General features: G+C 62.9%; 25 protein-coding genes and 1 tRNA gene. 11 read left to right on the top strand and 15 right to left on the bottom strand.

Features of this window, described 5'->3' with window-relative positions; translation table 11 throughout:
- Window positions 1–3: 3 nt before the first annotated feature.
- The 3 genes from groL to SSA02_RS03340 form a co-directional block, all read right to left on the bottom strand.
- Entirely contained in the window at window positions 4–1,647 is a 1,644-nt protein-coding gene (gene groL / locus SSA02_RS03350; protein WP_147092462.1) for a chaperonin GroEL, read from the bottom strand.
- 50 nt (window positions 1,648–1,697) lie between these two features.
- Window positions 1,698–1,988 (bottom strand): co-chaperone GroES, encoded by a 291-nt coding sequence (gene groES, locus SSA02_RS03345; protein WP_147092461.1) that lies wholly within the window; start codon window positions 1,986–1,988, stop codon window positions 1,698–1,700.
- A 299-nt stretch (window positions 1,989–2,287) separates the two neighbouring features.
- The gene (locus tag SSA02_RS03340; RefSeq protein ID WP_147092460.1) at window positions 2,288–2,503 is read right to left on the bottom strand and encodes a DUF4169 family protein; all 216 of its coding nucleotides are present in this window, start codon (window positions 2,501–2,503) and stop codon (window positions 2,288–2,290) included.
- A 60-nt stretch (window positions 2,504–2,563) separates the two neighbouring features.
- On the opposite strand from SSA02_RS03340, the gene SSA02_RS03335 reads away from it, so the two are divergent.
- Together SSA02_RS03335 and SSA02_RS03330 are read left to right on the top strand one after the other, a co-directional pair.
- Window positions 2,564–3,229, top strand: a complete 666-nt coding sequence (locus SSA02_RS03335; RefSeq protein ID WP_186807663.1) for a dienelactone hydrolase family protein — start codon at window positions 2,564–2,566, stop codon at window positions 3,227–3,229.
- Window positions 3,230–3,250: 21 nt separating this feature from the next.
- Window positions 3,251–3,607, top strand: a complete 357-nt coding sequence (locus SSA02_RS03330; RefSeq protein WP_147092458.1) for a DUF2934 domain-containing protein — start codon at window positions 3,251–3,253, stop codon at window positions 3,605–3,607.
- A gap of 125 nt (window positions 3,608–3,732) precedes the next feature.
- On the opposite strand, the gene SSA02_RS03325 is transcribed toward SSA02_RS03330, so the two are convergent.
- Window positions 3,733–4,614, bottom strand: coding sequence for an S-methyl-5'-thioadenosine phosphorylase (locus tag SSA02_RS03325; protein ID WP_246103580.1), 882 nt, complete (start codon window positions 4,612–4,614; stop codon window positions 3,733–3,735).
- Window positions 4,615–4,798: 184 nt separating this feature from the next.
- On the opposite strand from SSA02_RS03325, the gene hemF reads away from it, so the two are divergent.
- Window positions 4,799–5,740, top strand: coding sequence for an oxygen-dependent coproporphyrinogen oxidase (gene hemF, locus SSA02_RS03320; RefSeq protein ID WP_147092456.1), 942 nt, complete (start codon window positions 4,799–4,801; stop codon window positions 5,738–5,740).
- A 202-nt stretch (window positions 5,741–5,942) separates the two neighbouring features.
- Window positions 5,943–7,079 (top strand): hypothetical protein, encoded by a 1,137-nt coding sequence (locus SSA02_RS03315; RefSeq protein ID WP_147092455.1) that lies wholly within the window; start codon window positions 5,943–5,945, stop codon window positions 7,077–7,079.
- A gap of 73 nt (window positions 7,080–7,152) precedes the next feature.
- On the opposite strand, the gene SSA02_RS03310 is transcribed toward SSA02_RS03315, so the two are convergent.
- From SSA02_RS03310 to SSA02_RS03290, 5 genes are all read right to left on the bottom strand, one after another.
- The gene (locus tag SSA02_RS03310) at window positions 7,153–7,731 is read right to left on the bottom strand and encodes a Smr/MutS family protein (protein WP_147092454.1); all 579 of its coding nucleotides are present in this window, start codon (window positions 7,729–7,731) and stop codon (window positions 7,153–7,155) included.
- Window positions 7,732–7,880: 149 nt separating this feature from the next.
- Window positions 7,881–9,326 (bottom strand): cytochrome-c peroxidase, encoded by a 1,446-nt coding sequence (locus SSA02_RS03305; RefSeq protein ID WP_147092453.1) that lies wholly within the window; start codon window positions 9,324–9,326, stop codon window positions 7,881–7,883.
- A gap of 142 nt (window positions 9,327–9,468) precedes the next feature.
- Window positions 9,469–10,347, bottom strand: coding sequence for a DNA-methyltransferase (locus SSA02_RS03300; RefSeq protein ID WP_147092452.1), 879 nt, complete (start codon window positions 10,345–10,347; stop codon window positions 9,469–9,471).
- Complete coding sequence (gene mltA / locus SSA02_RS03295) at window positions 10,347–11,654, bottom strand: murein transglycosylase A (RefSeq protein WP_246103579.1); 1,308 nt, start codon at window positions 11,652–11,654, stop codon at window positions 10,347–10,349. The genes SSA02_RS03300 and mltA overlap by 1 nt, the downstream gene beginning before the upstream one ends.
- Window positions 11,655–11,753: 99 nt before the next feature.
- The gene (locus SSA02_RS03290; RefSeq protein ID WP_147092451.1) at window positions 11,754–12,437 is read right to left on the bottom strand and encodes a Tim44/TimA family putative adaptor protein; all 684 of its coding nucleotides are present in this window, start codon (window positions 12,435–12,437) and stop codon (window positions 11,754–11,756) included.
- A gap of 224 nt (window positions 12,438–12,661) precedes the next feature.
- Between SSA02_RS03290 and secB the strand changes: the two genes are divergently transcribed.
- Window positions 12,662–13,180, top strand: coding sequence for a protein-export chaperone SecB (gene secB, locus SSA02_RS03285; protein ID WP_147092450.1), 519 nt, complete (start codon window positions 12,662–12,664; stop codon window positions 13,178–13,180).
- Between the two features lie 391 nt (window positions 13,181–13,571).
- Here secB and SSA02_RS03280 read toward each other — a convergent pair whose 3' ends face one another.
- From SSA02_RS03280 to SSA02_RS03270, 3 genes are read right to left on the bottom strand one after another with little or no spacing between them, the layout of a single operon-like run.
- Window positions 13,572–14,795, bottom strand: coding sequence for a DUF3644 domain-containing protein (locus SSA02_RS03280; protein ID WP_147092449.1), 1,224 nt, complete (start codon window positions 14,793–14,795; stop codon window positions 13,572–13,574).
- A gap of 42 nt (window positions 14,796–14,837) precedes the next feature.
- Window positions 14,838–15,521 (bottom strand): hypothetical protein, encoded by a 684-nt coding sequence (locus tag SSA02_RS03275; protein ID WP_147092448.1) that lies wholly within the window; start codon window positions 15,519–15,521, stop codon window positions 14,838–14,840.
- Window positions 15,518–16,066 carry a hypothetical protein gene (locus SSA02_RS03270; protein ID WP_147092447.1) on the bottom strand — a complete coding sequence of 183 codons (549 nt, stop codon included), beginning with the start codon at window positions 16,064–16,066 and terminating at the stop codon, window positions 15,518–15,520. The genes SSA02_RS03275 and SSA02_RS03270 overlap by 4 nt, the downstream gene beginning before the upstream one ends.
- A gap of 297 nt (window positions 16,067–16,363) precedes the next feature.
- Here SSA02_RS03270 and SSA02_RS12860 point away from each other — a divergent pair, with 297 nt between their 5' ends.
- On the top strand, window positions 16,364–16,795 hold the full coding sequence (locus SSA02_RS12860; RefSeq protein ID WP_371859175.1) for a recombinase zinc beta ribbon domain-containing protein: 432 nt from the start codon (window positions 16,364–16,366) through the stop codon (window positions 16,793–16,795).
- Window positions 16,796–17,205: 410 nt separating this feature from the next.
- Here the strand turns inward: SSA02_RS12860 and SSA02_RS03260 are convergent.
- The 3 genes from SSA02_RS03260 to tsaD form a co-directional block, all read right to left on the bottom strand.
- A tRNA-Ser gene (locus tag SSA02_RS03260) sits at window positions 17,206–17,295 on the bottom strand.
- A gap of 111 nt (window positions 17,296–17,406) precedes the next feature.
- Window positions 17,407–17,622 carry a hypothetical protein gene (locus SSA02_RS03255; RefSeq protein ID WP_147092446.1) on the bottom strand — a complete coding sequence of 72 codons (216 nt, stop codon included), beginning with the start codon at window positions 17,620–17,622 and terminating at the stop codon, window positions 17,407–17,409.
- Between the two features lie 207 nt (window positions 17,623–17,829).
- Window positions 17,830–18,933, bottom strand: a complete 1,104-nt coding sequence (gene tsaD, locus SSA02_RS03250; protein ID WP_147092445.1) for a tRNA (adenosine(37)-N6)-threonylcarbamoyltransferase complex transferase subunit TsaD — start codon at window positions 18,931–18,933, stop codon at window positions 17,830–17,832.
- A 79-nt stretch (window positions 18,934–19,012) separates the two neighbouring features.
- On the opposite strand from tsaD, the gene hemC reads away from it, so the two are divergent.
- The 5 genes from hemC to SSA02_RS03225 are packed head-to-tail and all read left to right on the top strand — an operon-like array spanning window position 19,013 to window position 23,397.
- Window positions 19,013–20,131 (top strand): hydroxymethylbilane synthase, encoded by a 1,119-nt coding sequence (gene hemC, locus SSA02_RS03245; protein ID WP_147092444.1) that lies wholly within the window; start codon window positions 19,013–19,015, stop codon window positions 20,129–20,131.
- The gene (locus SSA02_RS03240) at window positions 20,124–20,870 is read left to right on the top strand and encodes a uroporphyrinogen-III synthase (RefSeq protein ID WP_147092443.1); all 747 of its coding nucleotides are present in this window, start codon (window positions 20,124–20,126) and stop codon (window positions 20,868–20,870) included. Before hemC ends, SSA02_RS03240 begins: the two co-directional genes overlap by 8 nt.
- On the top strand, window positions 20,867–21,700 hold the full coding sequence (locus SSA02_RS03235) for a 23S rRNA (adenine(2030)-N(6))-methyltransferase RlmJ (RefSeq protein WP_147092442.1): 834 nt from the start codon (window positions 20,867–20,869) through the stop codon (window positions 21,698–21,700). The genes SSA02_RS03240 and SSA02_RS03235 overlap by 4 nt, the downstream gene beginning before the upstream one ends.
- The gene (locus tag SSA02_RS03230; RefSeq protein ID WP_147092441.1) at window positions 21,697–22,677 is read left to right on the top strand and encodes an NAD(P)H-dependent glycerol-3-phosphate dehydrogenase; all 981 of its coding nucleotides are present in this window, start codon (window positions 21,697–21,699) and stop codon (window positions 22,675–22,677) included. Before SSA02_RS03235 ends, SSA02_RS03230 begins: the two co-directional genes overlap by 4 nt.
- Window positions 22,678–22,695: 18 nt before the next feature.
- The gene (locus SSA02_RS03225) at window positions 22,696–23,397 is read left to right on the top strand and encodes a TylF/MycF/NovP-related O-methyltransferase (RefSeq protein WP_186807648.1); all 702 of its coding nucleotides are present in this window, start codon (window positions 22,696–22,698) and stop codon (window positions 23,395–23,397) included.
- Window position 23,398 lies beyond the last annotated feature (1 nt).

Raw genomic sequence — 23,398 nt, 5'->3', positions numbered from 1 at the left:
GGATCAGAAATCCATATCGCCCATGCCACCCATGCCACCCGGACCACCGGCCGGAGCGGCCTTCTTCTCGGGCTTCTCGGCAACCATGGCTTCCGTCGTGATCAGCAGACCGGCAACCGAAGCGGCATCCTGCAGCGCGGTACGGACGACCTTGGTCGGGTCGATGATACCGGCAGCGACCAGATCCTTGTATTCGGCGTTCTGGGCGTCGAAGCCATGCGTGTATTCGGCGATCTCGAGCACCTTGCCGGCGATCACGGCGCCGTCTTCACCCGCGTTGAACGCGATCTGACGCAGCGGAGCCTGCAGGGCCTTGCGGATGATGTCCGCACCGACGCGCTGGTCGTCGTTCTGGAAAGCCAGATCCTTCAGAGCGACGGAAGCGCGGGCAAGAGCCGTGCCACCACCCGGAACGATGCCTTCCTCGACGGCGGCGCGGGTTGCATGAAGCGCGTCGTCGACGCGATCCTTGCGCTCCTTCACCTCGACTTCGGTGCTGCCACCGACGCGGATGACCGCAACGCCGCCGGCCAGCTTGGCCAGACGTTCCTGCAGCTTCTCGCGGTCGTAATCCGAGGTGGTTTCCTCGATCTGCGCGCGGATCTGGTTGCAACGGCCCTTGATGTCGTCCGTATTACCGGCGCCTTCGACGATCGTGGTGTTTTCCTTCTCGATATGCACCTTCTTGGCGCGACCGAGCATGTCGAGCGTCACGGTCTCGAGCTTGATGCCGATATCCTCGCTGATGACCTGGCCGCCCGTGAGGATGGCGATGTCTTCCAGCATGGCCTTGCGGCGGTCGCCGAAGCCAGGCGCCTTGACGGCAGCGATCTTGAGGCCACCACGCAGCTTGTTGACGACCAGCGTGGCCAGAGCCTCGCCATCGACGTCTTCTGCGATGATCATGAGCGGACGGCCGGACTGCACGACGCTCTCGAGCAGCGGCAGCATCGGCTGCAGCGAAGACAGCTTCTTCTCGTGGATCAGGATATAGGGGTTATCCAGATCCGCCGTCATCTTCTCGGCGTTCGTCACGAAATACGGCGAGATGTAGCCGCGGTCGAACTGCATGCCCTCGACGACGTCGAGTTCGGTGTGCAGACCCTTGGCTTCCTCGACCGTGATCACGCCTTCGGATCCGACCTTCTGCATGGCCTGGGAGATCATCTCGCCGATTTCGCTCTCGCCATTGGCGGAAATCGTGCCGACCTGAGCCGTTTCGGCCGGGGTCGTGATCTTGCGGGTGTTCTTCTTCAGCTCTTCGACGACAGCGGCAACAGCCTTGTCGATTCCGCGCTTCAGATCCATCGGGTTCATGCCGGCGGCAACCGCCTTGGCGCCCTCGCGGATGATCGACTGGGCCAGAACGGTGGCCGTCGTGGTGCCGTCACCGGCGATGTCGTTGGTCTTCGAGGCCACTTCGCGCACCATCTGGGCGCCCATGTTCTCGAACTTGTCGGCCAGTTCGATTTCCTTGGCGACGGAAACGCCGTCCTTGGTGATGCGCGGTGCGCCGAAGCTCTTGTCCAGAACAACGTTGCGACCCTTCGGGCCCAGCGTGACCTTCACAGCGTCAGCCAGGATATCCACGCCACGCAGCATACGCTGGCGTGCATCAGCGCCGAATCTTACGTCTTTGGCAGCCATTATATTTTCTCCAGTTGAGGTTCAGTGTGCGAATACGGGGAGGCTGGAATTCAGCCGATCACACCCATGATGTCGCTTTCCTTCATGATCAGCAGCTCTTCGCCGTCGATCTTCACCTCGGTGCCGGACCATTTTCCGAAAAGCACGCGGTCGCCAGCCTTGACGTCCAGTGCCACGACCTGACCCTGCTCATTCCGCGCGCCCGGGCCGACGGAGACGATTTCGCCTTCCATGGGCTTTTCCTTGGCGGTGTCGGGAATGATGATTCCACCGGCCGTCTTCTCTTCGCCCGTCAGGCGACGAACGACGACACGGTCATGCAAAGGCCGAAAATTTGTCATAATGGATCGCTCCACATTCTTTTAAGGCTGCGCCCTCTTCTGAAAGCGACGCCGCCGGTTTGCGCGCCCGCTAAGCCGCAGCGCGTTAGCACTCCCACAAGGAGAGTGCCAAAGAAGTAGGAAGACGCGGGCATTCCGTCAAGTCTCGCCCGGAACCGCTCTCCCGTTTTTCCTGCACTCCGGACATTTCCTGAGCTCCGGACAGCGGGTCCAGCCCGGCCTTGCGGCCCGTTACGTTATCCCGCCGCGCCCGCCTGCGCTCCGCAACGAGTCGCCGGGGCCCGCGACCGCGCTCGAGCTCATGTCCCGGGCGGGCTTTCCTCATCTTCGGGGCGCGATTCGTCGTCCAGACGCGCCCCGTCCACAACCCTGATCTGCCGCTCCTGCTCCGAACGCGTCTTTTCCCGCTCGCAAGCCCTCTGCCCGTATCTGCGCCGGTTTTCATCGGCGCGGCGGGCATCCTTCACCCGCTCCAGACGTTTCCTGAAGCGACGCAGATTGACGATCTCGCTCATCGTGACCGTTGATCTCCCTGAACAGACCCTATCGGACGGAGGTTCCTTTACGTGGGACACATGATTTCCCTGACCGCTTCGGACACCCATCATTTCTCTGCTTACGAGGCGGGCACACCCGATGCCAAGCGCGCCCTCGTCGTGATCCAGGAAATCTTCGGCCTGACCGATCACATCCGCGCGGTCTGCGACGAACTTGCCGAGCATCACGGCTATCACGTCATTGCGCCTGCCCTGTTCGACCGGGCGGAACGCGATACCGTTCTCCCCTATGACGACGCAGGAATGAAAAAGGGCCTCGCCCTCAAGGATCGTATCGCACCCGACGATCTCCTTGCCGATGTCACGGCATCGGCCCATGCCCTCAACCGGCACGGACATACCAGGGTCGGCGTGCTCGGGTTCTGCTGGGGCGGACTCGTCGCCTGGGAGGCGGCAACGCGCACGCGCGACTTCGCCGCGGCCGTCGCCTGGTACGGCGGCGGCATCGCCTCGGTCAGTCACGAAAAGCCGCATTGCCCGACGCAGCTCCATTTCGGCGGCGAGGACGCGCATATTCCGCATACGGATATCGCGACGATCAGGGAAAACCGGCCAGAGGTCGAGATCTTTGTCTATGACGATGCCGGGCATGGCTTCGGTTGCGAGGATCGTCCGAGCTTCAACAAGCCCGCACGCGATCTCGCCCATGCGCGCACCATGGCGTTCTTCGACCGTCATCTCTGAACATTTCCGAAAGACGACCCAATGAACAAAACCGCTCCTGCCGCAGGCAGCGCCGCCCCCTCCGACTCACAGAACCCGCTCGCCGACAGCCCCGAGCGCGATGCACGCATTCGCGAGAAGGCACGGGCCTTGTGGGAGGCGGATGGCCGTCCGGATTGCGGCGCAGAGGCCTATCGCGAAAACGCTGCCGAACTGGTCGGCATGGAAGAAAATCCCCATGCCGGCGAAATCCCGGTCAGCACCCTGCCGGATCCGCAATTTGCCGAAATGCCGGTCGAGAATGCCGAGATCCAGAAAAATCTCGGGGAATTCCCCGAAAGGGAGACCGATCAGGGCGACAGGGATCATTTCCCCGAGCGCGAGAACGAGCGTTCCTGACCGAAGGAGACGGCACGCTCCTGTCACTTCAGCCTGATCAGGGCAGCCTGAACGGGGCAGCCTGAAACGAACAGCCTGATCAGGGCGGCCCTCTCCTCACGGGAAGAGGGACCGCCCCGGGATCCTCAGGCCATGCGCAGGATCCGTCCCGCCACGGCGTCGAGCTTCGCGAGCATTTCGGGGTCACGGGCGGAGGGCGCCGTGATGATCGCGTTGTCGAGCGCGCGCTCGGCGCCCGAAGGGCACAATCCACGAGGTTTTCCAAGCTCGGGGATGATCGCCTTGACCAAGGATTTCGCCTTGGCCGCGTTCTCGGTCATGATCTTGACCACGGCATCGACCGTGACGGAATCGTGGTCGTCGTGCCAGCAATCGTAATCGGTCACCATCGCGATGCTTGCGTAGCAAAGCTCTGCCTCGCGAGCGAGCTTGGCCTCGGGCATGTTCGTCATACCGATCACCGAGCAGCCCCATTGCCGGTAGAGCTCGCTTTCGGCCCGGGTGGAGAACTGGGGCCCTTCCATCACCAGATAGGTCCCGCCGCGCGTCATCTCCACGCCGATATGCGCGGCCTGCGCCGCAATCACGTCACCCATACGGGCGGAAACCGGTTCGGCCATGCCGACATGGGCCACACATCCCCGACCGAAAAAGCTCTTCTGCCGCGCGAAGGAGCGGTCGATGAACTGATCCACCAGAACGAAACGGCCCGGGGGCAGATCCTCTCTCAGGGAGCCGACCGCGGAAAGCGAGACGATATCGGTCACGCCCGAACGCTTGAGCGCGTCGATATTCGCGCGGAAATTCAGCTCGGACGGGGGGATCGGATGTCCACGCCCATGGCGCGGCAGGAAGACGCATCGCACGCCGTCCAGCCTGCCGAAAAGCAGCGCATCCGATGGCTCGCCCCAGGGCGTCTCGACACGGCGCCATTCCTTGTCCTCGAGACCGTCGATGTCATACAGCCCCGATCCGCCGATCAGGCCGATGACCGGTTCAATCGTCACGTTATCCGCCACAGGCTTCGTTCCTCACTCAAATCCGGATCAGGCGCTCAGGAACACCAGATCGCGACACGGCGCAACCTGTCCGTGTTTTCATACCGCGCCTCATGGCCTTGCAGCGCCGCTTTTGCTAGGAAAGATCGTGAAACGACCGGCATGACGGTCAGAACAGAGTTCGGAGCTGGCCATGAGCGAGACCCTCGATCCACGCGCATTCGGTACCCTCATACGCGAGGATATCGCCCATGACACGCTCAAGAACGACGTGCGCAGCTGGTTTGAGGAGCTGCGCGACCGTATCTGCGCGAGCTACGAAGCCATCGAGGACGAGGCGGCAGCCTCCGGCTCCCCCGTGCTCAGGGACAGGACCGCCCCCGGGCGTTTCGAGCGCACGGCGTGGAACAGGGACGATGAACCCGAAAGCACCCTCCATGGCAGTGGGGTCATGTCCGTGATGCGCGGTCGCGTTTTCGAGAAGGTCGGCGTGAACGTCTCGACCGTCTGGGGCGCGTTCTCTCCCGAATTCCGCAAATGCATTCCCGGCGCGCAGGACGATCCCCGCTTCTTCGCAACGGGCATTTCCCTCGTCGCACATCCCTGCAACCCGCATGTGAGCGCCGCGCATTTCAACACGCGCATGATCATCACCAGCAATGGCTGGTTCGGCGGCGGCGGCGACATCACCCCGATGTTCCCCGAAAGCCGCGAGGCCAGGGAGGACGCGGATGCGTTCCATGCGCGGTTCCGTTCGGCCTGCGACCTGCATGACAGCTCCTATTACGAGCGGTTCAAGACCTGGTGCGACGAGTATTTCTATCTGCATCATCGTCAGGAGCCGCGCGGTCTGGGCGGGATTTTCTACGACCATCTCAAGACCGGGGATGCGCTGGCCGATTTCGCCTTCACAAGGGATGTCGGCCTCGCCTTTCTCGAAGCCTATCCGCGCGCCGTGCGGTCGAGAATGATGCAGCCCTGGACCGAGGCAGACCGGGAGGCACAGCTGATCCGTCGCGGACGCTATGTCGAATTCAATCTGATCCATGACCGGGGAACGGTGTTCGGCCTCAAGACCGGCGGGAACACGGAAGCCATCCTCATGAGCATGCCGCCCGAGGTGAAATGGCCCTGACGCCCTCGCCCCTCCGGTTCGAGGCGCAAGGCGGAACGGAACATGACAGCGAGATGCACGAGGCGGGGTTCTTGCCCCCGCCCCGATGCCTGAACCCGCCAGGTCGCAACATGCGACACGATTTGGCCGCATTCCTCTGGCCTAGAGCTGATCTGGCCCGGAACGAGGAACAGGCGCGAGCGCGGGCGACAAAGGAAGATCAGTGCGCAAGACGATAAAGACGTTCAGTTCCCCCAGCCCGACCGGCACCCTGCGCCGAAGGACCCTTCTGACAGCGTTGCTCGGCGGCAGTGCTGCGACCGCTTTTCCCGCCTTCGCCTGGGATGCGGGTGCGCGCCCGGATGCGACCACCTCCCTCATCGATTCCCCGCGCATGATCGTGGGCGGCGGACCCGATTCGCTCCCGGGCCAGGTCGCCCCGATCCTTGCCGAAGCTCTGGCGAAGGGGCTCTCCACGACAGGCCCCATCAGCACGCGCTACGATCTCGGACGGGACGGCGTGACGGCGGCCAATCTCTTCGACACGGTCAGCCCGGAAGCCGATGGCGGCACGACCGCACTCGTGCCCGGCGCTGCGCTGATCGCCTCTCTTGCGGGCGATGCGCGCGTTCACTTCGATTATTCCCGCTGGATCGCCCTGATCGTCGCCCGCAGGCCCATCGTGACGCTGGCCCGGGCGGAGCTGCATCGCAGCCTTCGGACCCGTCTGAGCGGCCTGCTGCACGACCGACCGGTCCGGATCGCCATGTCCCATCCGACCGGCGTGGAGCTGCCGAGTCTTCTCGGGCTTTCACTGCTGGGGCTTCATCCGGTACCCGTGCCCGGCTTCGCCACCAAGGAGGCGGCCATCCAGGCGCTTCACGAAGGCAGCGTGGATGCCGTGCAGCTCACGCCCGGGCCGGGAGACAATCTGGCGCAGGACATCGCGACCGCCCCGGCGGGAATCCGCCCCATCTTCCAGGCGGGGCCCAACGTCGCGGATGTGCCGGATTTCGATACGACCTATCGCCTCGCCCGGGGACTTGCCCCAGCCGGCCCGCTCTACAAGGCCTGGCATGCCGTTGCGGATTCCGCGGCTTCGGCGCTCATGCTCGCTCTTCCCATGCTGACCCCGCCTCTGGCCGTCGCGCGCTGGCGACATGCAGCGCAGATCGCCGTGGCGGAGCCGGATCTGCTTCACTGGAACGAGACACAGAGGCTCACCGTCGCCGCAGGCGCCAGCGCTGCACCGGTCATGAGCGATCTCGTCCCGGAGCTGACGGCCATTCTGGCGCTCAGGCGCTGGATCAACAACAACCAGCCCCGGTGGCGTCTCGGCCAGGAAACACGCCCGACCTGAGACCGGGCGCGCGCAAAGCACCGCCCGGCCTCCTTCCGGCATTATCGACGAACAGGACCTCCGCCCGCTGGGCCTAGCGGCGGGCGCGCAGCAGGATTCGGACGGCGCCCTTGTTGCGCTTGTGCGTATGAACCACGGCGAGAATCAGCGGACGCAGATCGCCACGCTCGAGCCAGTGAGGCAGCTCCTGACGGATGACGCCCCCCTCCTGCCCGCTTCCGAGCCCCGTGATGACCTCGACGCAGCGCATTCCGGAAGAAGAGGCGGCATGAAGAAAGTGATGAAGCCGGGAAAAGGCATCCTGTGCGAAATGCCCATGCAGATCGAGTCGTCTCTGGGGCTTCATCCTGCCCGAGGCGAGCGCCTTCCAGGAGGTTGAATCGAGTCCGGGCTGTTGTGAATCCATCCGCAGGCGTTCGTAGGTCTTCCCCGGCTTCGCCGCCTGCCCCGACAAGGCAGATATGGCCCTGATCTCAACCCTCAGGGCCGATGCGCCCTGCGCGATCCCGGATGAGGACATGTCGGGAATCGCGGCGCGGAGACTGCCGCTCGCCGCCGGGGCCTGAACGCGTTTTGCCCGGAGCGGTCGGATGCTCCGGGCAAAACTGCTCCATAGCTGCTCCTCTTCGGAGCTCAGACTTCGTCGGGCCACGTCTTCTCCTCGAACTCGCCCGGCGCGCCCGGGGGGCAGTGCCGGCCCTCATGCCCGAACCATATCCCGGAGGCGCGGCCTTTCCTTGCCGAGGCCGAACCCGGGACTTGCCAGAACCGGAACATGCAAGACTCCGGGGCTTACCGGCCTCAGGGCGTATCCTGAGCTCTGAGAGGCGGCTCTGCCACGACCTGCTGCAACGGCACGCCCTGGAACTTGCCGGTCAGGGTTTTCAGGAAGGCGACGATATCGTCAACATCCTGTTTCGAGATATCCCGATCCGGAGTCTGGTAACGCGCCATTTCGCGCACGGCCCGCGCCAGGGTTGCGGCGCTTCCATCATGAAAATAGGGCCCGGTCAATGCGACATTGCGCAGGTTGGGCACCTTGAATCTCTGATGGTCGTCCAGCGCGTGGGTGAAATCCTCGCGTCCCGAATCGACAGCGGTCAGCGCGCTCTTGCGGTTGTCGAAATAGGGCCCTTCAAGCCCCATGACTTCATAGGCATCGCCGCCGACTGCGACGCCGCTGTGACATCCGGAACAGCCAATCGCCTTGAAACGCTCATAGCCCCGCTTTTCCTGCGGTGTGATCGCGTTCTTGTCTCCCTTGAGATACAGATCGAAGGGGCTGTCCGGTGTGATCAGGGTTTTTTCGTATTCGGCGATCGCATTCGTCACGGTCTTCACACTGACCGAATCCGGGCCGTAAAGCGTCGCGAAGGCCTTGTCGTATTCCGGCACGGCGGCAATGGTCCGCGCGACCGTCTCCCAGTCATGGGACCCCATTTCGACGGGATTCGTCACCGGTCCTGCAGCCTGTGCTGCCAGATCGACGGCACGTCCGTTCCAGAACTGGGCAATGTTGAACACGGCGTTATAGACGGTCGGGACGTTGATCGGCCCCTTCTGGCCGTTGATCCCTGTCGCAGTCACCAGATTGTCGACGCCCGCCGTGTCCAGACCGTGACAGCTCGCGCAGTTGAGCTTGCCATCGCCGGAGAGGCGGCGATCGAAAAACAGCTGACGACCCAGCTCGGCCTTGGCCCAGTCCACCGGGAGCGATTCCGGAATCGGCTGGATGACCTCTCCTGCAAATTGCGGTGCGACACCGGGCGTCGCGTAATAGCGCCGACGCTGATCGGCAATCCAGGCGAGGATATCGCTCCGCTCTTTTTCGGTCATATAGGCATGAGGATGCATCAACAGATAGGCGGCCGGAGGCATGCGGTTCTGCTGGATCACTTCCTCGATACGCGAAAGCTGCTCGACCGAGGGGGGCTTGCCGTCCCTGAAGGCGGCGAGGATCGGTTCGAAGCGGAAATGCCGCTGCCCCTGCACCAGATCCTGTTTCATGATCCGGTTTGCGAGCGGCACCTTGAAATAGAACGGGAGATCGGTGCCGCGCGAGTGGCAGTAGTCGCAGCGCGTCTCGCGGAAGGCGTTGAAGGCGGCAAGCGCCTTGGGGTCATGCCAGGTCGGGCTGTTGGCCGGGAGACGCGGTGCTCCCTCATGATCGAAATGGGTCAGATAGGCGATCGTCCCGCCATAGGCGACCGCCCCCAGCGCGACGACTCCTATGACAGCCCTCTTCAACAGTTTCTTTCTCTTGCCCTCACCCGACAAAGACTTCGCTCCCGTTTTTCGATCGTAACTGCGCGCACAATGTCGTGTGCAGTGTTACATGTCAAAACATCGTTTTCCGGAATCTCTGCTTTCCGGGCACTTCATCCCTGTCTCAAGGGGGATCGTCCGCCCGATCGTCATCGATGTCCATTGCGGGCCCGGGATCCGATCCGGGATTTGCCAGAGCCGCGCGCAGACGCCGGCGGGCCACGCAGACATAGCGTGTATCGATGTCGATCCCGATACCCCGAACGCCCAGCTGCTCGGCAGCCACAAGGCTCGTCCCTGTTCCCATGAAAGGATCGAGCAGAACGGTATTCTCGTCATAACCGTGAAGCGTCAGGCAGGCCGTCGGAAGCGCCACGGGAAAAGGAGCGGGATGGAGATATTTTTCCTTGCGATGCCTGATCGTCTCGTAAGGAATGAACCAGGTGTTGCCACGGCAGCGACGATCGATGGCGTGCCGCCTGCGCGTGATGTTCGTCTTGTCGGTGAAGGGGACCCCGGCTGCGAGCCTCTGGACCCGGACATCCCCCTTATGCGTGAGATGAAACACATGTTCATGGTTATGATTGACGAAACGTGAGGAATTCACCGGCTTGAAATGGCCGTATGTCGTCTCCTCGATCGCGATGGACTTGATCCACACGATATGATTCTGCAGCACGAAACGCTCGCGCAGCCGGGTGATCAGCTCGAATGGCAGCCAGGGTTGCGAAGAGGACCCGGCGATGTTCAGGAAGAACGATCCGTCGGCTTTGAGGACCCGCGCGATCTGGGCACATATGACGGACATCCAGTCGATATAGTCCCGCTCTGCCAGCCGGTCCTCATAGCTGCGATAGGCAAGGCCGATATTATAGGGCGGCGAGGTCACGACCACATCGACCGAACGATCTGCCATGCGCCGCACCACATTCATCGCATCGCCCCGGATCAGGGCATGGCGACCGAGTGCCTCCCGACGTGCCCGGACCTTCTCCTGTGCCATCAGGCGGGCGGATGCGGGAGGAGCACGACCATCCTCCCGCGATGCCGCAACCCGCCCGCAACGAATTCCGCCTCATCCCCCCACCCCGTGAAGAGATCGGCACGGGCTGCATCGTGAATCCCGCTCCCCACATCCTGCGCGAGCGTGAGATGGGACCAGCGTCCCTCGCCGCCTGCCCGTACCGGGATTTGCGTATCGATCCACACCGGGGCGCCAAGGGGCAGGAAATCGCGATCGACGGCCACGGATCGACCGGGGGTGAGAGGGACTCCCATCGCACCCGGGGCGCCGCGATCGAGCGGGATCGTATCGATCCGGCGGAAGAAAACATAATCCGGATTTTCCTCCATCACGCTGCGGGCTTCACCGGGATGGGCAGAAAGCCAGCCACGCAGGGAAGAGAGGGAAACATCCCTTGCGGCCATTTCACCCCGCTGAACCAGCACGCGCCCGATCGGCACATAGGGATGCCCGTTCTTGGCGGCAAATCCGACCCGGCGCACGGAGCCATTGGTCATGACGAGGCGACCGGAGCCCTGCACCTGCAGAAAGAACAGGTCTTCCGGCGATCTGAGCCAGGCAAGCTCCAATCCCTTGCCGTCCAGAGCGCCTCCGTCGATCTCCGCACGGCTGTAATAGGGCACGAATGCACCGTTCTTCCAGCGCCCGGTAACCCAGTTTCCGGCCGTATCCTTTGTCCTGACGAGATCGGAAGGCTGACCGTAGAGCGGAATCCTGAACGCGCCTTCACGCGTCGGCGACGCCACGACCTGAGGCTCGTAATATCCGGTGAACAGCGCCGTATCGGACACCAGATAGGGCGCGAACCACTGTTCGATATAGGCGCGTGCGGCCGCCTCGCCTCCCCCCACCGACCTGATTGCCTGACAGGCGCCTGACCAGTCTCCCGCCCGGCTCCCGTTGGGGATCTGCCCGGCCTTGCCACCCAGAACCGTTTCCGGCGGCAGGCGGCTGAGTTTCTGACACTCCGCCCGCAACTGGGGCATGACGGCGGAGACCGTCTCCGAAGACCAATTCGGGAGGGTCGCATAGGCAACCGGCTCGAGACGAACATCGTCCGGCGTCCGGGGCGCAGCGCAGGAAGTCAGCAGGGCAAGGCAGAGGGCGAGTGAAGGGCGATAGACTGTCTTCATCATCTTCCGGAATGTCAGGCAGGTGGAATACTGGAATGAGCGCGACAGCGAAGCATGCGCCCGGATATCCCCCATGAGGGCGAGCGCCCGGGGAAAGGCCAGAGAGCGACGCATCCGGGACAGGCCCCACTGCCGCAGGGCCTGTCGCTTCATGGCTCCCTGTTTCGCGGACATGGTTCTCACCGATGTCGTTTTCTCATGTCGTTCGCAAACGGATCGTCGGGAAAGAAAACGCCCGCGTCTTCAAGCTCGTCAGGCAGCCCGGGCTGCGGCCAGATGCCAGCTCGGCGGCGCAAGCGCGGGACCGGAGACGCATTCGAGCTGCCACAGATCGTGAAATTCGGTCACGGCCTCGGTACCGATCAGAGGTTGCCCGCCCTCGTCATTCAGAAGACTGATCTGACGCGAGACGATCTGCACGTCGATACGCCCTTTCTGGCCGCCCGATACCGGCTCGATCGCGGCATCCATGATGGAAAGGCTGTTCACGCCGACGATCTCGGTTCTCTGCTGCTGCCGGGCGGCCTCCCGCGCCGTGATGGCCGCGTCGAAGGCGTCGAAGGCAGCAGGCGTGAGCAACTGACGCAACCGGGCGCGATCTCCGCTGGCGAACGCCGTGACCACATCGCGAAAGGCGGTCTGGACGTTCTGGAGAAAGGCCTCGGCCTCGAAACCCGGCTGAACGGATTTCATCTGCCCGAGGATCTGCCCCACCCGGGTCCCGGGCTGCGGGATCTCGCATTTGGCCCGGGGTTCCTCAGGGGGCGCCGGCTTGTCCTCGGGGCGCGCATTGGGCACACCCAGAGGGCGCGTCGCAGGCGCCGTTCCCTCGACATTGACGCGTCGCCCCAGAACGGCACGCAGACGCCAGACGAGGGCAACCGTCAGAACGGCAAAGACGACGATGTCGTAGGGAATATCGGACAGGGCAGACATCTCGGTTTCAGCTTCTCTCGGTCACGTCGGGTATTTCTATCCATATTAGGTAGAGCGGCGCGCCCCGCCGCACAACCTTTCGCACCCGCGATCGCACCGGATTCCGACGGCACCGTGCGGCGGAATTCGCACTGTTGGCGCATGGCAACGATCATGCTACCGCAGGTCGGGACAGGACGCAGCCGACCCTGGCTGCGTCACCACGATCCTGATTGTGAGGAATCATGTCCGAAACCGCCCAGAACCCGGCCAACGACTCAGGCAACCCGCCCGCCCTGCCGCTGTCGGTCAATCTGCAATACACGAAGGATCTCTCCTTCGAGGTTCCCGCAGGTGCGTCGATCTTCGCGACGCTGCGCTCGGCGCCGCAGATTTCCGTCAATATCGACGTTCAGGCCAATCGTCTCGAAGAGGAGCAGCCCGTTTTCGAGGTCGCACTCGCGATCCGCGCCGAGGCGACCGAAGCGCCCGAAACCGAGGGCGGTCCGGCCGGACGCACGGTCTTCATCGCCGAGCTGACCTATGCGGCGATCGTGACCCTCGGGGACGCGCCCGCAGAACTGGTCGAGCCGATCCTGCTCGTCGAGGTCCCGCGTCTCATCTTCCCCTATGTGCGCAGCATCATCAGCGACGTGACGCGCGATGGCGGCTTCCCCCCCATCGTTCTCCAGCCCATCGATTTCGTGGCTCTGTGGCAGGCCAAGCGGGCTCAGCAATTCCCCGAGACCGCAGGCAACGCCTGATTCTACAGCAAGACGCGCCTCACAGAGGCGCGTCTTGCTCGCGCGTGCCTCGCTCTGGCGCTACCTGCGCCCGCTTGCGGCCTCCTTGCAACGCATTGCCAGCCGGACAGCCACCGACCGGAAGTCAGGACGCGCGAAGATGCGGTTCTGCCCTGCGCTACTGCGGGCCGGGCCAGCGAATGCACGGAATGAGCACTCGTTTTTTATTAGCACTCGTTTTTTCGAAATCATGGCGGGCAGCGCCCGATGAAAATGATTACTACGACATCATCATAAACCTCTGATTATTATACAGATACTCCGCACTATGCGGCTAACGGCGGCCATTTCGGAGGTTTGGCACGGTATCGCAGTACAATGATCATGCGCATCGCGAAGGCGCTCGATTTCTTCACCCGGCTGGCCCTGGCCCATATCGATCTCCATTTGCCTGCACATGCGCTCGCACTTGGTCAACCCACGCTGGGTACCAATACCAAGCGCCATCAGCCAGAGTCGTCCCAAATGCTTTGCCTGGAGCCTTAGCGTCCGTTGTCTGCCAAAGCTGGGTATGATGATGCAAATTGAAGCGAGGATAGCCCTCCTCTCTCATCAGAGAGACGATCTGGCCCGGCTTAAGCTTCGGTTTTTCGACTTCTCTCAACGCCAGTCGAACATGGTCACCCTTCTCAGTACCCGGACGTAGAAACTCAACAACTTGATCCGCCTTCCCTCGCGAGTTCACCGCCTGCTCGATGTAGGCGACGCGATAAGAATAGCGCGGATCCGCCACCATCTCGTCGGTCAACCCATCCTCATATTCAGTATGAGCTGCTTGGATGTGAGCCGGCATATCCGTCTCGGAGAGCAGGATGTTACGATGATCTCTGCTGATACCGCTGAACTGTAAGGCAAGGGATAGATCTCGGTCCAGGCCGTGCTGCGCGCCCGCAATCTCCTTTATAGCCCGGTTGAAATTCAAGCAGCAGGCCTGCAGCTTCGCTGAGATCGTATCATCAATCTGGTTGGTTAGCTGGTGCTCAATCTCATGCCGAATAGCGATCAAAAACCTGAGGTTCGCAATCGTTGGAGCATCGAGAGGACATTCGGCGTAGTCGATGCACGCCTCCAGCTCCCAATGTTTGTCTGCTCCGTGCCGCGTCTTCAAGACGGTCTCCACACCGTCGACCGCTCGCTTGTAGCGGATGTCGACGCCGCTTCGACGGTAGTGCCAGTGAAGAAGGTAAGTGTAAGCAATTACCGCGATGACGATGAACATTTCGCTTTTGAAATAGGCACGAGGATTATTGAAGCCCTGCACCGCCTGGAGCATCGCTTCGCGCGCTTTAACAAGCAACTCGTCGCCGCGCAGGTGAGCTCCAGTGACCGGATCTATCTGTGGCCACGCTTGCAAAAATGCCCCAAGCTCTGCTTGGCTGGCAGCCGCTACGTTGCGGTGTTTTGCCTGATTCCGAATTTCGGCAATCCGCGCATGGTTGATGCTACGAGTTGGCCGCGTGAAATAGGCAAGGATGTCCTGATCGTTCAAAATACCTGCTGAGATCATGCGCTTAATGAGCGCGATTTCCCAACGTTCCAGTTTGTTGGCCGCATTGCGTTTCGGCCTTTGCGTCATGCCCAATCTCCCCCTTCCAAGATTGGATCACATTCCGCAAAGTCACGATAGGAGGTCAAGCCTTCCAATCTTCGTCATCTGCTTCTTGATCCAGTTTTTATATTTGGCACTCGCGCCTCCGAGTACCTCGGGCATACTGATTTCGGTGATCGTAAAATCGTCAGGAATGCTAAACTTGAGTTCTCTGCCGAGCAGCGAGCTGACGACATAGTCGTACCCGACGCTTGGATCTTCATGGTATTCGATCGCGAATAAACCAAACACCTCCATAATGAGTGGATCGATAATGGTGTAAATGAACTCGAGTGATAAGGCCCGAAGATCGTCCTTCTCCGGCGCGCAAAAGTGCTGGATGGAATTGCGCGCTAACCTCACCCACTCGTAGCACTTTCGGTTGGGAATTCGTCTGCCTGTCGTCGCCCAAAGTACCTGGGGCAACCGCTCAAAATCGAGCGTCCGACCCCGTCTGATCAGAGTTTCTATATCAAGAAGCTTGCCTTTGTTGTCGTCCAAGCTGAAGAGATCTTTGAAAATTAGGAGTGGATGCTCTCGCGCAATAATTGCCTTTAAAAAGAGCTCACCTGCGTGAGCCGCATTGAGAATGCACATATGATCCCAATATTCTCGGCCAGGATCGGAATAGACAGCGTGTGTGTTAGCTTGGCTGAGCGCGCCGATCGCGAGGTTGAGAATGCGATCCGGTATAACTTTCAGATCCGGATTCAAGCGTCAGCTCCTTCAGATCCGAGCTTAGTGATATCCGCCTGGATCAGGTCGTAGACCCCGCCATTCATGACGAGCAATCCCCCATCTTCGAGGTGATCCAGCTCGATAAATCCGACGCGTTCGAAAATGCGCCAGATTTTACGTTCTCCCCGTTCCAACCATAGCTGGATCGCGAGAAGGCGGCGCCTCATGAATTGGCAGCTCTCTGCGTCCATCTCACCAAGCCAAGCGTGGTCGTAAAAAAGTCGATGAACAAAGTAGTCCCGCTTATCCTTGATCCACCGCACATGCGCTATGTCCGCCGGATCGACGTTATGGCGTTCGAGTATCTTGATCAGGGAGCCGAGGGTCGATCCTTCAAGCTGAGACTTTTTAGCGACTGACAGTGCCCACGCATCTTCGTCCAGCCCGAGGGCTCTTCGAACCTTGACGCGATCGCACATATGCATCGCTGAGATCAGCATGCTTTCGAATTTGCCAACGGACAGATAGGTAGCCGCCATTTCCTGAAAGTAGAAAAATCTTGCCACATCGAGTTCAGACATCTCCTCGATGAGCGATACGAGTTCGTTTTTTCCAACCGTGGGTCTGAACATAGGAAACAAGATACTTGCTTGCTCGCGAAAGCGCAGCCCCCTTGACGGCGGCTATATCGGATGTCCGGCGACCCATGTTGATCACCGCGATCACAGCTATCCACCGCGCGTCAGACCGAGCCTGACGTGTCGATCCCCGACCAGCGCCGGCAGGGCGAAGACGGCTCAGGGCCGATGGGCGTCAAGGCCATCGTTAATCATCTCAACCGCAACCGCATCTTCACCCGCGACGGTGGACGTTGAGGCATCGGTCAGCTTCACCGCATTCTGGCCCGGCGCACCTATGTCGGCGAGCATGAGTTCAACAAGCGCTCCAAGTCCAAGGTGCTGAAGCCGGTCAGCGAAATCGTCTTTGTCCCGGTGCCGCGCCTGATCGATCAGGAGACATTTGATGCCGTGCAGGAGCATTTGCGGGTCCGCAACTCCAAGGTCACGCCGCCGCGTCGCGTCAGCGGGCCGACCCTGCTGACAGGCATCTGCTTCTGCGAGAAGTGCGGGGGAGGCATGACACTCCGCACCGGCATGGGCGGGCGCTATCGCTATTACACTTGCTCGATCAAGGCCCGGCAGGGCGAGACCGGCTGCTCCAGCCCGAGCGGTTGGAGGAGATCCTGGCCTCGATCCTTGATCGACGCGAGGAGCGGGCGGATCGGCGCAGGGAGCATATCGCCGAGTTGAGCCGGCGCGCGGCCGAGACCGAGCTTCGCCTGAAACGCCTCTACGAAGCCATCGAAGCGGGCGTGGCCGATCTGAACGACCCGGCGTTGAAGGAGCACGTCGTCGCCCTCCGGGCGCTACGCGACCAGGCGCAAGTCGATTCCGAGCGAGCACAGGCCATGCTCGAAAGCTCCGGCAGCATGGCGGTGACGCCGGCTGTTTTACGAAAGTTCGCCACGACCGCACGGCGGCGGCTCTGGCTGGAGGGTGGCGGCTACCGGCGGGATCATCTGCGCGCTTTTGCCCAGCGCGTTGAAGTCGGAGAAGGCCATGTTCGCATCATGGGATCGAAGGACGAATTGCTGCGCGCCCTTACTTCGGTCTCTAGCGGGAGATCGTCGGGAATCGGCGTGCCCACTTTGGGACTGAAATGGCGGAGAGGGTGGGATTCGAACCCACGGTACGCTTGCACGCACGGCGGTTTTCAAGACCGCTGCCTTCAACCACTCGGCCACCTCTCCCTTCTGTCCGGATGATGATCCGCACAGGGCGCCCCTTCTCGGGAGCGGCGTTTCTTTGCCCTGTTTCGTGCGGGGACGCAAGAGGTTGCCCCCTCCTCCCTGCGGGCTCTGTCAGCCCAGCAGGCGAAACCAGAAGATCACCCCCCAGAGCAGGGCGATCAGAACGACTCCGATCAGGATGCAAGGCAGGACGAGCGAGACGACCACCTCCCTCATCGTATGTTGCTTCTGCGGCACCGCAGTATCGGCTTCTCCGATTCCGGCCTCACGCTCGAGCCGCGCCGTGGTCTTGTCGGCGTCGAACCAGGAATTGTCTTCCTGCGTCATCCTGTCGTCTCCTACGTCAAATCTCTCTTCGGCCCGTTGGCCGGTTCATTGGCCGGTTCGGTACCCGGTCGGGTGACCGCTCGGATGGCGCGCCCCGCAACCGATACGAGGCCGGACCCGACAGACGGACCGCGCTCCATGCCCGCATCCTGATCCGTGTCCGGCCCGGCATCCATGTTCAGCCCGGGGAACCCGTCCCGTCCCCGGTCAATCCGTTGCCCCCGCTCCGCGCGTTGCCCTGAGGCGCTCCCCCGTTTCGGCAAGCGGCCAGCGCGGTCGGGGGGCAATCTCTATTCCATCCTCGAGCGGGATGCCTGCGGCATCGTAGGCGCGTATCGTCTCGAGTGCGGCCCAGCCTACCATAACCGCATTATCGGTGCATAAACGCAGAGGCGGTGCGAAGAAAGGCACCGCATGGTCCCGGGCGACCGCCTCGAGCGTCTCACGGACATTGCCGTTCGCCGCGACGCCTCCGGCGACGACGAGAGCACGCGCGGCAGGCAGCTGCTCCAGGGCATGACGGGCACGATCGGCCACCACATCGGCAATGCAACGCTGGAAGCTCGCCGCCAGATCGGCGGCGACCTTTCGCGGCAGGGCCTCGGCACCCCAGGGGGCGATCTGCCGTGCCACGGCCGTCTTGAGGCCGGAAAACGAGAAATCGCATCCCGGTCGCCCAAGCAGGGGGCGAGGCAGGGAAACGGCCTGCGCATCGCCTTCTCTGGCGAGCCTCTCGAGCGCCGGGCCGCCCGGCCAGCCCAGTCCGAGCAGCTTCGCGACCTTGTCGAACGCCTCCCCCGCCGCATCGTCGATCGTACCGCCGAGTTTCTCGTGATCGCCGACGCCCCGCACCGCAACGCACTGGCAATGCCCGCCCGACATGAGAAGCAAAAGATACGGAAATTTAATTCCATCCCCTCCATGCCCGGGCAGACGCGGCGAGAGCGCATGGGCCTCGATATGGTTGACGGCGATGAACGGTCGTTTCCGGGCAATTGCAAGCCCCTTGGCGAATGTGCTGCCCACGATCAGACCGCCGATCAGACCCGGCCCCGTACTCGCGGCGAAGGCACCTATCCCTGCAATGTCCAGACCGGATTCCTCCAGCGTTTCCCGCACCAGACCGGGCAGGACCGAGAGATGGGCGCGCGCGGCTATTTCCGGAACGACGCCGCCGAGCGCTGCGTGATCTGCCTGCGTATGGACCCGCTCGGCGAGGATCTCCCCTTGCGGGGAGAGAATGGCACAGGCCGTGTCGTCACAGGAGGATTCGATCGCAAGAACGGGGGCGGAAAGCGATGAGGGTGCCATGTCTCCTGATATCGCGATGCGCCGATGAAGGCGAGCGGTCTCTTTTCACGGCTCACGCGGTGGAGTAGCAAGATCAGCCATGAAACAGACGATCTTGCCGGATGCACTCCTGACACAGAGCCTGCAATTGCAGCAGGTCGCCGCCGAGGCGATGCGCCGTCAGGCCTCCCCCCATCCTCCCGCCACAGGCCATGCCCTGCCCCTGCGTGTCGGAACCCGGGGTTCGCCCCTCGCCCTCGTGCAGACGCGCGCCTTCCTGACCCGGCTCACACGGTTCTGCCCGCTGCTGCGCGATATGGGGGCCTTCCAGGAGCATCCCATCAATACCACCGGCGATCAGGTCCAGTCCCGTCGTCTGGCCGAGATCGGCGGCAAGGGTCTGTTCGCGAAGGAAATCCACGAATCCCTCCTCGCCCGGCAGATCGATTTTGCGGTGCACAGCCTCAAGGATCTCGAGACAACGCTGCCTCCGGGGCTCACGCTTGCCTGCACGCTCAAACGCGAGGATGCGCGCGACGTGCTGATCGTCAGTCCGGCATTGCGGGAAACCGCAAAGGCGCTCGTGGCTCAGGGGCTTTCGCCGCTGGATGCCCTGCCCTATGGCGCGCGGGTCGGCTGCTCGTCGGTACGACGCCAGGCCCAGCTCCTTCATCGTCGCCCCGATCTCCGGTTCTGTCTGCTGCGCGGCAATGTCCAGACACGGCTCGACAAGCTGGCGGGAGGCGCCTGCGATGCAACCCTGCTGGCGCTTGCCGGGCTGCGGCGTCTGGGCATGGAGGATCGCGCCGACCTCATTCTCGACCCAGGGCTGATGACTCCGGCAGCGGGACAGGGGATCGTCGGCGTCACCGTGCGTGCGGAAGACAGGGAACTGCTCGACCTGCTCTCGGCCATCGAGGATCCCGAGGCACGCGCGGTCGCAACGGCCGAGCGCGCATTGCTCGAGGTGCTCGATGGTTCCTGCCGGACCCCGATCGGCGGATATGCCCGGCTGAGAGCCAGGGCGAACCCCTCGGGTCGCGGCCATTTCGCCGATCGCGAGCTCGTTCTGACCGGGCTCGTGGCACGCGAGGACGGCTCTTTCCATCTCCGCCGCGAGATCTGCGGCGAGCCGACCGAGGCGCTGCGTCTCGGTCGGGAACTCGGCCTGTCCCTCAGGGCGGATTCGCCTGCCGATATCTTCGAGGATCATGGCTGAGGGCGCCCGCGCCGGTGTTCTGGTCACGCGACCGGAGCCCGGCCTCAGTGACACGATGACCGAGCTCGCCCGGAGGGGCTGGTCGCCCTGTGCGGCCCCGATGCTGCATGTCATCCCCCTTCCGCTGAAGGGGGCCACACGGTTCGGCCGCGTCGTCGTCACCAGCGGGCAGAGCCTGAACAGTCTGGCCGCCACCCTCCCGCACGACATCGCCCTGACCGCCGTCGGCAGAAAAACGGCGGAGCGCGCACGGGCCTGCGGTTTCACCTCGGTGGATCATGCCGGAGGCACGGCGCTCTCCCTCGTCCCGCATCTCGGGGAACCCTGTGGAGACCCGACCCTGCTTCTCGCGACAGGCCGTCATCTCGGGCAGGATCTCGCCCGGGACCTCCGGAATGCCGGCTGGTCCGTCTCGCGCCGCGTGGTCTATATGACGCAGCCGGTCGGCCATCTCTCCTCGTCGGTGTGCGCTCGCCTCTCCGCAGGAGAGATCGGCGCGGCCCTGTTCTACTCCGCCGCGACCGCACAGGCCTTTCTGCGTGCAGTAGGCGAGAGGCGCACGATCCTGCGCACGATCACCGCCCTCGCCCTCTCGACGCAGATCGCGGACGTTCTCGCCGAGGCGCCTTTCGCTGCGGTCCGCACCGCCGAACATCCCGATCAGGACTCCCTGCTCTCCCTGCTGGACTCTCCTGCCCACGGGCCACTCCATGCGACAGAAAAGGGCTCGGACGCGTGAATTATCGCCACGCCTACCATGCAGGCAATTTTGCAGACATGATGAAGCACGGCCTCCTTCTGGCCATCCTACGTCACCTGCAACGCAAACCGGCAGGATTCTGCGTGCTCGATACGCATTCCGGCTGCGGAACCTATGATCTCGGAAGCAGCGAGGCACTGAAGACCGGCGAATGGAAAGACGGAATCGGCCGGCTTCTCGCCATTGAGGAGACGCCCGGCCCCCTCGCGGATTACGCGACGATCGTGCGGGAATACGGAGCGCCCGCGCGCTATCCCGGATCGCCCGCGATCGTGGCGTCGCTGCAGCGTCCCCAGGACAGGCTGATCTGCTGCGAACTCCATCCTGAAGACGCAGCGACGCTCCGTCGCAGCTTCGACGGGCAGAGACAGGTTTCCGTGCATCATCGGGACGGTTATGCCGCGCTGAAGGCGTTCCTGCCGCCACGCGACCTCAAACGCGGCCTCGTGCTGATCGACCCGCCTTTCGAACGAGGAGACGAGTTCGAAGCGCTCGCCAGAGCCATCGTCGCCTCGCGGACGATCTTCCCGATGGGAATCGTCGCGGCATGGTATCCGGTCAAGCATCGTGCGCCGGTGCGCGCCTTTCACGATGCCCTGCGAAGCTCCGGGCTGCGGGACATCGTCGATTGCAGCCTGACCCTGCGACCGCCGACCGATCCGGCGCGACTGAACGGTTGCGGCCTGATCGTGGCGGGACCACCCTGGCGTTTCGAAGAGGAAGCGTCGGGTTTTCTCGCTGCGCTCCTCCCTCTCCTGCCTGCGGATGCAGGCGCGGACTGGGCCGTTACCCGTATCGTGGAAGAATGATGCAAGACAAACCCCGTATCGCCGTCCCTCATATCGCCGTCATCGGCGCGGGCGCCTGGGGCATCGCTCTGGCCTGCGCGGCCTCGCGCTCGGGCGCGCGCGTGACGCTCTGGTCGCGCAGCCCCGTGCCGGAGGGAAACCGGATCCTCCCGCGGCTGCCCGGGGTCGTCTTGCCGGAGGGCGTTTCTGTCACCTCCTCCCTGCCTGTGCAGGCCGACCTCACCCTGGTCGCGGTTCCGATGCAGACCCTGCGCGAAATGGCGCCGAAACTGCGCGGGACTTCACCACTCGTGGCCTGCTGCAAGGGGCTCGAGCGCGACACCGGAAAACTTCCGCTCGATATTCTGGGCGAGTTCCATCCCGACCGTCCCCTCGCCGTCCTGTCGGGGCCGAATTTTGCCATCGAGGTGGCTCAGGGCGCGCCAGCCGCAGCGACCATAGCGGCGACCTCCCTCGATCAGGCCCGGAGTCACGTGGGCCTTCTCTCCTCTCCCTCCTTTCGCCTCTATGCGAGCGACGATCCGACCGGTGTCCAGATCGCGGGCGCTGCAAAGAACGTGATCGCGATCGGCGCCGGAATCGCCATGGGCGCCGGATATGGCGAAAACGCCCGGGCGGCGCTCATCACGAGGGCCATCGTCGAGATCGGTCGTCTTTCGGACGCCCTTGGGGGCCGGGCAGCGACCATCGCCGGGCTGAGTGGCGTCGGCGATCTGATCCTGACCTGCACGGGCGTCGGATCGCGCAATTACAGCCTCGGATACGCGCTGGGCGGCGGGGCGAAACTCGCCGATATCCTCGCGGCGCGCAACACCGTTGCAGAAGGGGTCGCGACGGCTCCCGCTCTCGCAGAATCTGCCCGACGCCTCGCGATCTCGATGCCGATTACCGAAACGGTCGCCGCCTTTCTTGCGGGATCCCTCGATCTGGACGAGGCGCATCGCCAGATCCTGCATCGCCCGACAACCACCGAATGACGTCAGTGAGACATGATCATGTGGATGCGTAACGAAGCCATGCGACGACTCGTCAGCCGGAACCGCCTCGTCAGGTTCCTGAGCTTCGGCGTGCATAACCGTATTCAGGCGATGCTCCTTTCCGGACACAAGCATCCGGTGACGCTTCGCCGGCTGCGCAAGGCCGCCTCGGGCACCGACTCCCTTCTGAGCAGCGACGAGGCGTTCCTGCTTCACGAACTCGCTCATGCCCAGGCCGGGATGGAGGGCGATTTCGCCGAATTCGGTGTGTATCAGGGCGCCTCGGCCGAACTGCTCTGCATGGTGAAGGGCAGTCGCACACTCCATCTGTTCGACACGTTCGAAGGCCTCCCCCCTCCGGGCGAGAGGGAACGCGCGATTTTCGAAAAGGGAGAGTTCTGCGGCACACTCGATACGGTCAGGCGCAAGCTCGCGGGATATGGACAGGTCAGCTATCATCCCGGTTTCTTCCCGGATTCCGCGGCTGGCCTCGAGGAACGTCGCTACAGCTTCGTCCATCTCGATGTCGATCTGCATGAGGCGACCCTCGCAGGTCTCTCCTATTTCTACCCGCGCATGGTGCCGGGCGGAATTATCGTCACGCATGACTATTCGATCATCGAAGGGGTCGCTTCGGCCTTTTCGGCCTATCTTGCGGACAAGCCGGAGCGGGTGATCGAACTGCCGACCACCCAGGCGATGATCATCCGGCGCGCCTGAC

The organism is Swaminathania salitolerans (genome assembly GCF_007988945.1).
Classification (GTDB): domain Bacteria; phylum Pseudomonadota; class Alphaproteobacteria; order Acetobacterales; family Acetobacteraceae; genus Swaminathania; species Swaminathania salitolerans.
The sequence above is the reverse complement of the archived record's forward strand: the minus strand, read 5'-3'. Positions and strand labels throughout refer to the sequence as shown.